General features: G+C 54.3%; 12 protein-coding genes. 7 read left to right on the top strand and 5 right to left on the bottom strand.

What is annotated here, in order from left to right:
- Position 1 precedes the first annotated feature (1 nt).
- Positions 2–616, bottom strand: a complete 615-nt coding sequence (gene udk / locus NI000_RS13460; protein WP_253411291.1) for a uridine kinase — start codon at positions 614–616, stop codon at positions 2–4.
- 165 nt (positions 617–781) lie between these two features.
- On the opposite strand from udk, the gene NI000_RS13455 reads away from it, so the two are divergent.
- Both NI000_RS13455 and NI000_RS13450 read left to right on the top strand, forming a co-directional pair.
- Positions 782–1597, top strand: coding sequence for an SDR family oxidoreductase (locus tag NI000_RS13455; protein WP_253411289.1), 816 nt, complete (start codon positions 782–784; stop codon positions 1595–1597).
- A 130-nt stretch (positions 1598–1727) separates the two neighbouring features.
- Positions 1728–2120: a hypothetical protein gene (locus tag NI000_RS13450; protein ID WP_253411287.1), complete on the top strand. Its 393-nt coding sequence runs from the start codon at positions 1728–1730 to the stop codon at positions 2118–2120.
- A gap of 129 nt (positions 2121–2249) precedes the next feature.
- Here NI000_RS13450 and NI000_RS13445 read toward each other — a convergent pair whose 3' ends face one another.
- Positions 2250–2585, bottom strand: coding sequence for a hypothetical protein (locus NI000_RS13445; protein WP_253411285.1), 336 nt, complete (start codon positions 2583–2585; stop codon positions 2250–2252).
- A 201-nt stretch (positions 2586–2786) separates the two neighbouring features.
- On the opposite strand from NI000_RS13445, the gene NI000_RS13440 reads away from it, so the two are divergent.
- The 3 genes from NI000_RS13440 to NI000_RS13430 all read left to right on the top strand — a co-directional run bounded on the left by NI000_RS13440 (position 2787) and on the right by NI000_RS13430 (position 6070).
- Complete coding sequence (locus NI000_RS13440; protein WP_253411283.1) at positions 2787–3956, top strand: iron-containing alcohol dehydrogenase; 1170 nt, start codon at positions 2787–2789, stop codon at positions 3954–3956.
- Between the two features lie 18 nt (positions 3957–3974).
- Positions 3975–5177, top strand: coding sequence for an MFS transporter (locus NI000_RS13435; protein ID WP_253411282.1), 1203 nt, complete (start codon positions 3975–3977; stop codon positions 5175–5177).
- A 458-nt stretch (positions 5178–5635) separates the two neighbouring features.
- A complete protein-coding gene (locus NI000_RS13430) occupies positions 5636–6070 on the top strand; it encodes a hypothetical protein (RefSeq protein WP_253411280.1) in 435 nt (144 codons plus the stop codon).
- Between the two features lie 85 nt (positions 6071–6155).
- On the opposite strand, the gene alr is transcribed toward NI000_RS13430, so the two are convergent.
- Positions 6156–7400 carry an alanine racemase gene (gene alr, locus NI000_RS13425; protein ID WP_253411278.1) on the bottom strand — a complete coding sequence of 415 codons (1245 nt, stop codon included), beginning with the start codon at positions 7398–7400 and terminating at the stop codon, positions 6156–6158.
- A gap of 73 nt (positions 7401–7473) precedes the next feature.
- Positions 7474–8604: an alanine dehydrogenase gene (ald, locus tag NI000_RS13420; protein ID WP_253411631.1), complete on the bottom strand. Its 1131-nt coding sequence runs from the start codon at positions 8602–8604 to the stop codon at positions 7474–7476.
- A gap of 453 nt (positions 8605–9057) precedes the next feature.
- Between ald and NI000_RS13415 the strand changes: the two genes are divergently transcribed.
- Positions 9058–10470, top strand: coding sequence for an amino acid permease (locus NI000_RS13415; protein ID WP_375540970.1), 1413 nt, complete (start codon positions 9058–9060; stop codon positions 10468–10470).
- Between the two features lie 19 nt (positions 10471–10489).
- Here the strand turns inward: NI000_RS13415 and NI000_RS13410 are convergent, their stop codons facing one another.
- Positions 10490–11722 (bottom strand): PucR family transcriptional regulator, encoded by a 1233-nt coding sequence (locus tag NI000_RS13410; protein WP_253411276.1) that lies wholly within the window; start codon positions 11720–11722, stop codon positions 10490–10492.
- 160 nt (positions 11723–11882) lie between these two features.
- Between NI000_RS13410 and NI000_RS13405 the strand changes: the two genes are divergently transcribed.
- Positions 11883–13202 (top strand): Na+/H+ antiporter NhaC family protein, encoded by a 1320-nt coding sequence (locus NI000_RS13405; protein ID WP_253411274.1) that lies wholly within the window; start codon positions 11883–11885, stop codon positions 13200–13202.
- Positions 13203–13548: the final 346 nt, after the last annotated feature.

Genomic DNA, 13548 nt, shown 5'->3' with positions numbered 1-13548 from the left:
TTTACTCCGTTAAATACTTTTCCGTCAAAATCGACAGCAGCTGGATGCCGACTTCATTGTGCCCGCCCTCGGGGATGATGAGGTCGGCATATTTTTTGGACGGCTCGATGAAGGCTTCGTGCATCGGCTTGACCGTCGTCAAATATTGGTCGTATACGGATTGGATCGACCGTCCGCGCTCTTCAATATCGCGAAGCACTCGGCGCAGAATCCGTACGTCCGGATCGGTGTCCACGAACACTTTGATGTCCAGAATGCCGCGAAGCTGCTCGTCCGACAACACATGGAGCCCCTCGATAATGACGATTTTGTTCGGCTTCAGTTCGACGGTATGGGTGGTTGACCGCGCATGCTTGGAAAAATCGTAGACGGGTGCGTTCACAACCATTTGGTTCTTAAGCTGCTTCAAATGCGCCAGCAGCAATTCGTTATCGAAGGCGAACGGGTGGTCGTAATTGATTGCTTCCCGTTCCGTGAGGGATATATGCGAGTGATCCTTGTAGTAATTGTCCTGCGAAATAAACGTTACTTTGTCGGATCCGAGCCGGTCGATGACGGAGCGTGCGACCGTCGTTTTGCCCGAACCTGTGCCTCCTGCGATACCGATGATTAACATAAAGGGGAAAATGCCTCCTGCCGCGTAAGATCAAACTTCAATTTTAGTATTGTAGCACAAATGCCTCCGGAACACGAGTCCGGTCGGATGCTGTCACATATTCTTCGGAGCTTTTGGCAAAATAACGCTATTGGTGAATAATTCAAGACAAAGGGGCGAGAACGGATGAGTGTACAGACGCTGCAACAACCTAACATGACGCTTCCGGGGCTGAAAGACAAAGTCGCGGTTGTCACCGGCGCCGGTTCCGGGATCGGCCGCGCCGCCGCCATTGCTCTGGCGAAGCAGGGTGTGAAGGTATGTCTGCTCGATCTGCTGAACGACCGCACGGAGCAGGTAAAGCAGGAGCTGACGGCCATGCGCGCCCAGACGATCACGGTGGACGTGGACGTGTCCGACCCGCTGCGGGTAAAGCAGGCGATCGATACGGCAGCAGGAACGTGGGGACGGCTCGACGTCGTCTTTGCCAACGCAGGGATAAACGGCGTACTGGCGCCGATCGAGGATATGAAGCCGGAAGATTGGGACCATACGTTGTTCGTCAATCTGAAAGGGACATTTCTGTGCGTTAAGTATGCAATTCCTCATATGAAGCAAAAGGGCGGCAGCATCATCGTGACCAGCTCGATCAACGGCAGCCGCGTCTTCTCGAACATCGGGATGTCGGCGTACAGCACGTCCAAGGCGGGGCAGATTGCCTTTGTGAAGATGGCGGCGCTTGAGCTAGCCCGTTATAAAATCCGGGTGAACGCCGTCTGCCCGGGCTCGATCAAAACCCATATCAATCAAAGCACGCATCCGCTGCCGGAGCTGGAGAAAGTCAAGATCAAGGTCGAATATCCGGAGGGCAACCAGCCTCTGGAGCACGGTCCCGGACAGCCGGAGCAGGTGGCGGATTTGGTCGCTTTTCTCGCTTCTGACGCTTCGAGCCACATGACCGGAACGGAGATCTTCATCGACGGGGCAGAGTCGTTTATTTGACCGGACGGGACAGGTGGCGCGGGTTAGCCTTTTATGGTATGCTCGCTTCAAGGTCTAAGCTCCGTTCGGATCGGAACGTTCGAGGCAATCCGCCGAACAGCTGCCTACGGCTCTGGGAGGGGGAGAGAGCATGAACGAATTTATCAAGATTAAGGAGCTGGAAGGGGATCTGAAAATTTCTCATAAAAAGAGGGATTTCGGACTTACGGTCTCGACCAAAGAACTCGTTTTCCAAAAGCCGCATACCAATTATCATATTAAGCTGGAAGATATTATCAGTATCTTGCCATACGAGCCGCCGTCCGGCGTCCGTCCGATTACGTTCCAAAAAAGCGCTGCCTCCGGAAGTGAAACCGTCAGCATGCACTCCGGGATGCCGCATTACCGCCTGTACGTGAAAGAAGCGACGGTACATAATCGCAGCGGCATATTTCGGCTTGACGGCGCGCAGTTCGTATTGCCGATATTGCGCGATTTGCTGCTCGCGATTTCCCAGTATGGCGGCCTCAAGAGCATTACTTGACAGCTTTTTCATGCTCGGTCCTGTTACAGCGCGATGCTGGCCGCAGGGCTTTTTTTGCGGCGAAAATTGCGAAAACCCGCTGGAACGGGAATTCCGCGGGTTTGGCCAAGCCGATTGCTTTTTAAATGCTTAGTCTGTCACATAAATAACGTATTCCTTGACCGGCTTTCCGTTTTTAAGCTGGATCAACAGCGAATCGCCATGTACGGTTCCTTCCAGATACCATACGCCTTTCTTTTTGTACACTATGGCGTTTTCTCCCTGTACTTTGTAGGTATACCCCGAGGCAGAGTATAACTCTCTGACTTCGCCTTTATTCATGTACCAAGGATCTTCGTAGTATGCTTGGCTTCCTGCCGATGGGGAAGCAGAAGCAGGCTCGGTTGCTGCAAAGCTCGCCGTAGGCGAGAGAGCGCTGGCGAAAACGGCTGCGGTCAAGGTTAAGACTGTGAGTGATTTTTTCATATGGCGTTCCTCCTTGATTAAGTGATGTTCGATTGACAATTGCATCATACACCAATTCATGGAAAGTTATGGAGTTTTGGAACATCTCGTAGAAAAACGGACTTTTCTTGTGAAAAGAATGTCGAATTTCGTATGCTAGTACTGCGGTTCGGTACCTAGTATAATATATAGAATGCATGAATAACGAAGGAGGAAATGACGATGAATTCGTTTGATTTTCATAATCCTACCAAAATCTTGTTCGGCGCGGGCAAGCTGGAGCGGCTGGCCGAGCAAGTTGCGGCCTGCGGCAGCAAAACGGTACTGCTCGTTTATGGCGGCGGAAGCATCAAAAAGACCGGCCTGTACGATCGCGTCCTCACGCAGCTCGCCAATGCGGGTGTTCGGACCGTTGAACTGCCCGGCGTTGAGCCGAATCCCCGGGTTACGACGGTGCGCAAAGGAATCGAGCTATGCCGCGCGGAAGGCGTCGATTTGATTCTGGCCGTGGGTGGAGGCAGCGTAATTGACGCAGCCAAAGCCGTCGCCGTCGGCGTTCCGTATGAAGGAGACGTCTGGGATTTTATGATGCGGAAAGCGAAAATTACGGCGGCGCTGCCGCTCGGCACAGTGCTGACCTTATCGGCAACGGGATCCGAAATGAACGGCAACGCCGTCATCACCAACCGGGAAGAAAAGCTGAAAAAATCGTTCGCCAGCATTTACGCTTATCCCCAATTTTCCATTCTGGACCCGACGCTGACGTATACGGTGCCTGCGGATCAAACGGTGAACGGGATCGTGGACATGATGTCGCATGTCTTCGAGCAATACTTCAGCCTCACGCCGGATACGCCTCTGCAAGAACGGCTTTGCGAATCGATCCTGCAAACGATTATCGAGAACGGCGAACGGGCTCTTGCCGAGCCGGAGCAGTATGAGGCTCGCGCGAACCTGATGCTGTGCGGCACGTATGCACTGAATGGCGGGATGATCAGCGTCGGCGTGCAGACCGACTGGGCGTCGCACGCCATCGAGCACGAGGTGAGTGCGATCTATGATATTGCGCATGCGGCGGGGCTTTCCATTTTGTTCCCGAACTGGATGAAGTATGTGTACCGCAGCCGTCCGGACCGGTTCATGCAGTTTGCCGTCCGGGTGTGGAACATCGATCCGGCAGGCAAAAGCGACGAAGAAATCGCGCTGGCCGGCATTCAGGCGACGAGGGATTACTTTACGCGCATCGGCGCGCCTGCCCGTCTGGCTGATCTCGGTATCGGGGAGAGCGAAATCGGCCGGATGGCGAAGGAAGCCGTCAAATTCGGTCCGATCGGATCGTTCAAGGTGTTGCATGAGGACGATGTGAAGGCCATTCTGCAGCTAAGCTTATAAGAGGGAAGAAGACTCATCATGAAATCGACAACCGCAGAGCGAATGAACCACACGATCTTTGTGCTGGTCACTTTGCTATATTGGTGCTCGCTCTATGTCTACGTGCCGATCCTGTCGCCATACCTTGATCATCTGGGCATCTCCTATACCATGGCCGGGATCGTACTCGGCAGCTACGGTTTGACACAGATCGTGCTGCGTCTGCCGCTCGGGATCACGTCCGACCGTTTCAAGAGCCGGAAGCCGTTCATTCTGCTCGGCATGCTGTGCACCGCGGCCAGTTGCCTATGCTTCGTCTTAGGCGAGCAGCTTGGCTGGGCTCTCGCCGGCCGCGTGCTGTCGGGGGTAGGCGCCTCCACCTGGGTTGCGTTTACCGTCATGTATGCCGGTTTATACCGCAGCGAACAGGCGACCCGGGCGATGGGCACAATCAGCCTGCTTACCGTCGCAGGGCAGCTTTTCGGCATGAGCATGAGCGGCTACTTGGTCAAATTCGGCGGATGGAACGCCGCATTCTGGACCGGGACGGTCATCGGACTGGTCGGACTGGCGCTTGCCTTTCTGCTGAAGGAACCGAAGGAAAGCGGCGACCGGTCGCCGATGCGTTTCGCCGACCTCGCGCCGGTGATGAAGGATAAACTGCTGCTTAAGGTTTCTTCGTTGTCCATTTTGGCGCACAGCGTCTTGTTTATTACGATGTTCGGTTTTACGCCTTCGTACGCCTTATCGCTGGGGGCGGACGAGGCTGGGCTGACGCTGCTTGTATTTGCTTTCATGATTCCTCACGCCGTCAGCTCGTTTATGACCGGCAAAGTATTTGCTCCGCGCTTCGGAGCGTGGAACGTCGTATTGCTCGGCTTTGCGGTCAGCGCCGTATGCTCGGCGGCAACTTCGCTGGTGCCCGGCTTCGGACTGCTGCTGCTGACGCAGGCGGTTAACGGATTTTTCCAAGGGCTGCATTTCCCGCTGCTTCTGGGACTTTCGATACAGCACATTCCGGAACAAAAGCGGGCCACAGCGATGGGGCTATATCAGGCGGTCTACGCGATCGGCATGTTTGCGGGGCCGTTCTTGGCCGGCGGCTTGAACGAGTGGGCGGGACTTAAAAGCGGTTTTTATTTGGCCGGGGTTCTCGGGGTGAGCGCCGTGGGCTTGACCTTGTTCTGGTTCAGGCCGCGCAGGCAGCGATCCGACGCTTCGCGGCCGTCACTCAGCAGATAGCGCGTATAAAAAAGCACCGGAAACGGTGCTTGAGCTTGTTGAGAAAGTGGGCTAATTGAAGTAATAGAGGAGTACGAGGGGGTGGGGTATCTACTTCCGGTCGCTGCCCCACTCCGCAAAGTGAAGTTGAATCAGGGAAGCTTTGTCCGATTACTTTGCGGGGACCCCGGGTCAGCGGGAAACTTTGATTGAAGCCGCTTAGTAGCGGATGTTTCCCGCAGACAAAGGCGAACGCTATCGCTCCTCCAGTAGATACCCACCTCCGTATGTTTTCTATTTTTTATAATGACCACTTTCTCAACAGTCTGAAGCACCGGAAACGGTGCTTTTTTTCATGAAGCAGCCGAGTGACGCCAAGCGCCTTTTATAAATATGCTATCGCATCCGGACGAGTAACCACACTTCTTATGTAAGCCGCGCATCTACTAATCATGCGAAATTTCCAGAAAGGTGATTCTATGGCTTGTGGTTGTGGCTGCTCGGCGCAAAAAGGGAAGGTCAAGGCGGCGAAGCGGGGAACCGGCCAATCGGGTTCTTGTCCTTGTAAAGTAAATAATGCTGGGCTCAGGTTCCGAAGCAAAAAAGGGAATCTACTTACGTTCGAAGTCGTCTTCAACTCCAAATGCACTCCATGTACGAGCAGCCCCCTCATTACGTTCTCGATTCCCAAAGTGTTCCGCGGCAAAGCGCGTATCGTCAAAGTTGATCAAGTGTTCGTTACCGTAGATGCAACGCCTTTGGCTGACTTCGTATTGGCGGCCAAAGTTCAGAACCGCTGTATCAGACCGTTGTCGGAACGGAAATGCGTGTTCAAAGTCGTCTCGTCTTGCTCGCAAACCAGAAAGCTCCGTATCATTAACGGAAAACGGATCGATGGTTTTTGCCTGACCTAGATCTCCGTCGGTACAGCCGCGTCCGCGGCCCAAGAATACAATGAAACGGGCAGGGGAGACCCTGCCCGTTTGTCGTGCCGTCCTGTCATATAAAGCGCGTGGAAATCGTCCAGCCTCCCTCTACATAAACCCGGGGGACCCGGGCGCCGATGCCGCATACGATCTCGTAATGGATCGTATGCGCATGGCTTGCGACATCGGCGGCGGTCACTTTGTCTTCCGGCGTGCCGAAAAGCGTGACCTCGTCACCGAGCTTCGCGTCCGGAATCGCGGTAACGTCGAGCATCAACTGATCCATGCAGATCGTTCCGGCGATCGGCGCAGACTGTCCGCGTACCGATGCAGTTCCCTTGTTGGAGAGCGCCCGTGGAATACCGTCCGCGTATCCGATCGGCACAGTGGCAATTCTGGTATCTTTATCGGAGGCAAACGTGCATCCGTAGCTGACCGGCTCCAACGCCGGGACGTCTTTGAGTGATACGATTTGTGATTTGAGCCGCATGGCCGGCTTGAGGGGAGCGCCTGCGATAGCGCCTCTTACCGACGGCTTCAAGCCGTACAGTCCGATCCCGACACGCACCAAGTCCAAATGCATATGCGGATAAGCAATGGTTGCTGCGGTGTTGCAGCAATGCCAGAGAGGAACGGCGATACCGGCTTCCTCAAAAGCGCCGCGAAATTCGAGAAACCTCGCGAACTGCAGTTCCGTGTATGCCGGACTCGGATGGTCCGAATTGGCAAAATGTGTAAATACACCCTCCAGCGTCACATAAGGACTCTCGTTCGCGCGTCGGGCGAGCTGCAGTGCAGCATCTGGCGACGTAACCCCGAGCCGGTTCATCCCGGTCTCGATCTTAAGATGAATCCGGGCTACCCGGCCCAAGCTTTCCGCTTCGCGCATCACCGTTTCGAGCACCTCGCCGCTAAACACCGTCAGCGTCACATCGGCCGCAACGGCCTCCCGGATTGCTTCCGGAGGCGTGTAGCCGAGCACAAGGATCGGGGCGGCAATGCCCGCTGAACGCAGGCGGAGCGCCTCATCCAGAAAAGCGACTCCGAGGCGGTCCGCGCCGGAGCTTAGTGCCGTCCTGGCAGTTTCCACCGCGCCGTGGCCGTACCCGTTCGCTTTGACCACCGCCATCCACTGGCAGCCGGGCTGGAGAAGCGACTTGAAGTACGCCGCGTTCGAGGCGATGGCATCGAGCGAGATTTCAGCCAGCGTCGGACGGTGACTGAAGCTGCCGTCCCAATCGGCGTAGTCCGGCTCGGGCATAATCGAACGGGGGAGCTCTTCGTGCGGTTTCACAATCCTATCGTTCCTTGTGTGCATGTTGTGCTGCTCCTTCGTGGTGATTTGCTGAATAAATAATAATCTCCCCCGAGGGCGGGGGAGTTTTGCTTATTTATCGGCTGGATACAGTTTCCAGTGCTTTATGTGCAGGCACATAGTCGTAATTCAGATCTTTCGCGACTGCTTCGTATGTGATGGCACCGCCTGCTGTGGTGAGACCTTTGGCCAAAGCCGGGCTGTCGGCGATCGCTTGCTTTACGCCTTTGTTCGCGATTTGTAGTGCGTATGGAATCGTCACGTTCGTCAGGGCGATGGTGGAGGTGTTCGGAACTGCACCCGGCATATTGGCTACCGCATAGTGGACTACGCCGTGCTTGACATACGTAGGCGCATCGTGGGTCGTAATGCGGTCAACCGTTGCGAAGATTCCGCCTTGATCGATGGCAACGTCGACAACAACGGAGCCTGGCGACATGCTGCGCACCATATCTTCGCTAACCAGCTTAGGCGCTTTGGCTCCCGGAATAAGCACCGCTCCGATGACGAGATCGGATTGACGAACCGCTTGGGCGATGTTATACGGATTGGACATGAGCGTCTGAATTTGCGGACCGAACTGATCGTCAAGCTGACGAAGCCGGTCTGCGCTTAAATCGATTACCGTCACATCCGCGCCTAGACCGACAGCGATTTTCGCCGCATTCGTGCCGACTACGCCGCCGCCGATGATCGTGACTTTCGCCCGCTGTACTCCGGGCACGCCGGCAAGCAGCACGCCTTTTCCGCCATACGGCTTCTCCAGGAACTGTGCTCCGATTTGCGTCGCCATCCGTCCGGCAACCTCGCTCATCGGAGTCAAAAGCGGGAGCGTACGGTTAACTTCAACCGTTTCGTACGCAATGGAAACGACACCCGATTTCGTCAAGGCCGCGGCCAATTCCGCATCGGCAGCCAGGTGCAGGTAGGTGAACAAGATCAGACCTTCCCGGAAATAACCGTATTCGGAAGGAAGCGGTTCTTTGACCTTCATGATCATTTGGGATTTTTCCCAAACCTCTTGCGCGGTATCGGCGATCAAGGCTCCGGCCGCCGCATATTGCTCGTCCGCAAAGCCGCTGCCAAGGCCGGCTCCTTTTTCAATATACACGCTATGACCCGCCTGCACAACTGTAGACACGCCTGCAGGCGTAATGGCCACGCGGTTTTCATTGTTTTTAATTTCTTTTGGCACGCCGATAATCATTATTGCCATCTCCCTTGATAATGTGGTTGGATCGTTTCGGTAAGCTGAGTATATCGAACAAATCCGACGTTTTTCTTCGTGAAACGAGCTGAAAAGAATTGGATGCTTTTGTGTTTTTTCACAAAACGTAAGCGTTTTCTCATGTGGGACGGGCTCTTTTGTGTAATATCACAAATTGATTTGATCATTTTTGAGTAACAAGACAAATGCAGACGGGAACGAGTGTGCTACGATTTAGACATCAATTCGTCACAAAAGCGAATGTAAGCGCATACTGTTGTTCCGGCGCAAATTTCTGGAAATTGTTGAGCGCAGTCTGCTTTCGCCGGGGCATGTCAGCTCGCCGCATATTCATAGAGGAGGGAAACAATAGACAGAAGCAAGTCTCTATCCTTATAAGGCACGAATAATGCAAGCACAAGCCTGGAAATTAACTATTGGAGGAGATTTTTTGTGAAAAACAACAATGAATTGAAACGGGGACTGGAGCAAAAGCACATTACTTTAATGTCGCTTGGCGCCGCAATCGGTGTCGGCTTGTTTCTGGGCTCCGCATCGGCCATTAAGGTAGCCGGGCCTGCGATATTGGTCGGCTACATGATCGGCGGACTGGCGATGTTCTTCATTATGCGGGCGCTGGGGGAGATGGCCGTTCAGAAGCCGGTGGCCGGTTCGTTCAGCCGCTACGCCCGGGAATATATGAGTCCTGTATTTGGCTTTTTGACGGGATGGAACTATTGGTTTATTTGGGTCGTTACGTGTATGGCCGAAATTACCGCCGTCGGGATTTATATGGAGTATTGGTTCCCGGGGGTGCCAAGGTGGATTTGGGCGCTGGCGGCGCTGGTCATCATGAGTCTGGTCAACCTGATTGCCGTTAAAGCCTATGGCGAGCTGGAGTTTTGGTTCGCGCTCATCAAAATCGTCACCATCATCTTCATGATCATCGTCGGCGTTGGCATGATCGTATTCGGTCTGGGAAATGGCGGCATCGCCGTCGGAATCAGCAACTTGTGGAGTCACGGAGGCTTTTTTGCGAATGGCTGGTCGGGCGTGCTGCTGGCTATGCAGATGATCATGTTCGCCTATCTGGGAATCGAAATGATCGGGGTAACGGCCGGGGAAGTCAAGGACCCTGCGAAAGCGCTAACAAAAGCAATCGACAACGTGTTCTGGCGCATTCTCATCTTCTACGTCGGCGCGCTGTTCGTCATCATGTCGATTTATCCGTGGACGGAAATCGGTCTCAAGGGCAGCCCGTTCGTCATGACCTTCGAGAAGCTGGGCATTCCTTACGCCGCAGGCATTATCAACTTCGTCGTGCTGACCGCCGCGCTTTCGTCCTGCAACAGCGGCATATTCAGCAACGGTCGCATGCTGTACAATTTGGCGCAGCAGGGAGAGGCGCCTGCAAGCTTCGAGAAGGTATCCCGTTCCGGCGTTCCGTCCCGTGCGATTATTGTATCCGCTTTCTTCCTGTTGATCGGCGTCGCGCTTAACTACATCGTACCGGAAAAAGCGTTTACCATGGTTACCAGCATCGCTACGTTTGCGGTCATTTGGGTATGGGCGGTCATTCTCATCTCGCAAATCCGCTTCCGCAAGAAGCTTTCGGCAGACCAAGCCTCCAAGCTGATTTACAAAATGCCGTTTGCGCCTTACAGCTCTTACGCCGTGCTCGCATTCCTCGTGTTCGTCGTCGGGATTATGGCTTACTCCCCGGATACCCGGATTGCGCTTCTCGTCGGCCCGGTATGGTATGCGATTCTGCTCGTGGTTTATTTCGTGAAAAAGAAAAAAAGCGCCTCCCCGGCCGGAACGAACGGCATGGAAGGACGCGTAGACGACGGCGCGACGCAGGTATAGTCAAATCGAACGGAATGGATCAGGAGGACATGAGCTTATTGGTCTTTAGATCAATGTAAAGCGCTACCTTCTGGTCCATGCTTTTTAAGTCGATCTCGCCGATTTCGGCAATCCGGGACAGACGATAGTTCATCGTATTCGTATGGATATGGAGCGCGGCAGCTGCCTCCTTGGCGTTGCTGTCGTGGATCAGAAACGTCTCCAGCGTGTCCAGTAGATTCGTATGATGGTCCCGGTCGTATTCTTTAAGCCGCTGCAAGTGGCGGTTCACCATCCGGTGGGACTTCTTGTATTCGTAAATGGGGGGCAGGAACCGGTAAAAGCCCAAGTCTTCGTAGTGGTGAATTTTCGTTTGATTCGGGAACAACTTCTTCAGGCGCAGCAGCGTGAGCGCTTCGCGGTAGCTCGTCTCGACCTTGCCGTAATCTTCGTACAGAGAACCGCAGGCGGAGGCCATAGCTGACACGCGAAACCGGTCCTGCATCTGCTTGGCAAAATGATTGATGAAGCTGCCGGCATGCTCTTTCCAAGACGTCGATTCGGAAGGGGAAGCGAGCAGAATGAAGTGATGGTGATCCGCCGCATGGCATACGACGGAGATGCGCTGCGTCACCGACATCAGATAGCGGATTTGCTGGAGCCGATGATCGTCGATCGATTCGGGAAATTCGAATACCATGACGTAAAAAGCGGGGGGCAGCGTCAAATGGATTTGAGCCGCTTTGTCCCGGACGGCCGCTTCGGAGGTCAAATGCCCCGTAAGCAGCTGCCAGAAAAACTCCTGATAGCCTTCCTCCTGCTTGCGTTTGCGCGTTTGAATATGCAGGAGCTTTTGTTTGGCCGTTTGCGCGGCCTTTTTTAATTGCTGTATGCCGTTATCGTCGATGGGCTGCTCCACCTCAAGCGCCCAAATATATCCCAGAACTTCCTCATCTTTGCGAATGGCGACGGCGACGCGGTCCCCGAGACCAATATCCGTAATGGAAGCGATCCGGACCGGCTCGTCGGTCTTCATGAGCTGCGGAATAACCCCTTGTCTCCACAAGCTTTGCACGACCTTCTCGGGCACCCGTCGGCCGATGATGGTCGCAGTACGGGCTTCGTCCGTCTGGCGGTCGTGCGCGCTGTAGGCGACAAGCCGATGATTGGCGTCTTCAATCGTAACCGGGCAGCGAAGCACCTCGCTAATGGTTTCGGCTAACGTTTCCAGACTGTCGAAATGCTGATCGAAGGGCCCTTTTTCGGCGGTCATGCTTCATTTCTCCTTTTTCAAGTTTCGGGTGGCAGCGGTGCCATTTTAACTATAAACAAATTTTTTTGTCATGGGAATCCCCTAAAGGGGATCAAAATTTAACTGCATCGTGATATAATGGACGAACACACATTCTCATAGAAATAGAAAGGGATTTTCCATGTCGTTTCGTCAGCTTGTAATCATTGTAGGAATTACCGTGCTTGGCATCGCTGCGGCCTATATGGCCAAAATTCCGGTCGTCTTCGGCTTTTCGGCCGGGCTGCTGGCTCTTATTCTGATTTCGCTCCGCAGCGGAATTGGAGGCAAGGAGCTTTGTGCCGGAATACTGGAAGGCGTGCGCCGCACCAAGGAAGTCGTCTGGCTTCTGCTGCTCGTTGGCATGATTCTGCCTTGCTGGGCGGTCAGCGGGACGGTGGACGAGCTGGTTCAATGGGCGCTTGCCATCGTACAGCCGCAGTATGCGCTGACCTTTTCGTTTCTGATCTGTGCGTTCGTGTCGATGATTCTCGGGACCTCGACCGGGACGCTCAGCGCGGTCGGCGTTCCGCTCATCGGGATGGCAATCCATGTGGGCGTTCCGCTGCCGTACGTGGCCGGGGCCGTCGTCTCCGGAAGCTATGTCGGTGACCGTACGTCGCCTTTTTCCAGTGCCCACCAGTTGATCGCGGCTTCGACAGAAACGTCTATCCCGCGGCAATGGCGGGCGATGGCTCCGACCTCGGCGCTTGCCGTACTCGCCTCGCTGGCATTTTACGGATGGCTCGATCTGCGGACGGCTAAAGGTCCCGTGGAGCAATCGGCCAATCTCATTCCTTCCGATTTCGGCGAATCGCTCGTGCTGCTGATACCGATTCTCGTTCTTCTCGGCTCGATCGTACTGCGGCTGAAGACGAAATACGGATTTCTGTTATCCATTGCCGCCGCAATTATTGTAGGAAGCCTGCAAAAAGGGGTAGAGCCAACCGCTTGGCTGAAAGCGATGTGGAGCGGGGCGGAGCATTCGATTGTCGAAGGCAAGGGATTGCTGAGCATGATCAGCCTCGTCTCGCTTATTGTGCTGGCCGGGGCGTTCAACGGCATTCTGGAACGGTCGAACCTGATCGGCGCGTACATTGAGCGGATGATGGGGGAGATGCCTTCGCTCGCTTCCGCCACATGGCGCACCGGAGCGTTCGGCCTCGTCCTGTGTCTTATCTCCTGTACGCAGACGCTACCGATTATCATGTCCGGTCGTAACATTTTGCCGCTGTGGAACCGCCGGTTTAGCTCCGCGCACCTCTCGCGCGTCATTGCCGATACGAGCGCCGTTCTGGCCGCGGCCGTACCGTGGAATTTGCTGGCCGTGCTGTGCAGCACGTTTGTCGGAGTACCGGTGGAGCAGTATTTGCCTTTTGCGATTTTTTTGTGGAGCCTGCCGTTTTGCACTTATTTATATTCCGCTTATCTGGATCGTGCGAAAGTCCGTGCTCAAGCCTGAGACATCAGGTTTTTGAACTTATCGAGAAAATTGTCGGTTGAGGTAATAGAGGTTACGAGGGGGTGGGGTATCCACTTCCGACCGCTGTTGTCATCGGGAAATTTGATTGAAAGCCGCTTGTTAGCGGACATTTCCCGAAGACAAAGGCGGCCGCTATCGCTTCTCCAGTGGATACCCCACCTCCGTATGTATCTCTATTGTTGTCGAAAGCAATTTCTCGAAAGCCTGAAAAGCCTGAGACATCAGGCTTTTTTGTTTATAATGATAGAATGTATAAGTTTTCAGCGGAGCTGAAGCATTCTATTATTTCAAGAAAAGCTTCGGCCAGAACACAACTGTATCTTCC

The sequence above is a fragment of the Paenibacillus tyrphae genome (assembly GCF_024158745.1).
In the GTDB taxonomy this organism is placed as follows: Bacteria; Bacillota; Bacilli; order Paenibacillales; family NBRC-103111; genus Paenibacillus_G; species Paenibacillus_G tyrfis_A.
The sequence above is the reverse complement of the archived record's forward strand: the minus strand, read 5'-3'. Positions and strand labels throughout refer to the sequence as shown.

What these genes read in the sequence shown, in the direction of transcription:
- NI000_RS13440 (WP_253411283.1), top strand. Translation starts at nt 2,787, where the DNA reads ATGAATTCGTTTGATTTTCATAATCCTACCAAAATCTTGTTCGGCGCG.
- alr (WP_253411278.1), bottom strand. Translation starts at nt 7,400, where the DNA reads ATGCACACAAGGAACGATAGGATTGTGAAACCGCACGAAGAGCTCCCC.
- NI000_RS13455 (WP_253411289.1), top strand. Translation starts at nt 782, where the DNA reads ATGAGTGTACAGACGCTGCAACAACCTAACATGACGCTTCCGGGGCTG.
- NI000_RS13410 (WP_253411276.1), bottom strand. Translation starts at nt 11,722, where the DNA reads ATGACCGCCGAAAAAGGGCCCTTCGATCAGCATTTCGACAGTCTGGAA.
- NI000_RS13450 (WP_253411287.1), top strand. Translation starts at nt 1,728, where the DNA reads ATGAACGAATTTATCAAGATTAAGGAGCTGGAAGGGGATCTGAAAATT.
- ald (WP_253411631.1), bottom strand. Translation starts at nt 8,604, where the DNA reads ATGATTATCGGCGTGCCAAAAGAAATTAAAAACAATGAAAACCGCGTG.
- udk (WP_253411291.1), bottom strand. Translation starts at nt 616, where the DNA reads ATGTTAATCATCGGTATCGCAGGAGGCACAGGTTCGGGCAAAACGACG.
- NI000_RS13405 (WP_253411274.1), top strand. Translation starts at nt 11,883, where the DNA reads ATGTCGTTTCGTCAGCTTGTAATCATTGTAGGAATTACCGTGCTTGGC.
- NI000_RS13435 (WP_253411282.1), top strand. Translation starts at nt 3,975, where the DNA reads ATGAAATCGACAACCGCAGAGCGAATGAACCACACGATCTTTGTGCTG.
- NI000_RS13430 (WP_253411280.1), top strand. Translation starts at nt 5,636, where the DNA reads ATGGCTTGTGGTTGTGGCTGCTCGGCGCAAAAAGGGAAGGTCAAGGCG.
- NI000_RS13445 (WP_253411285.1), bottom strand. Translation starts at nt 2,585, where the DNA reads ATGAAAAAATCACTCACAGTCTTAACCTTGACCGCAGCCGTTTTCGCC.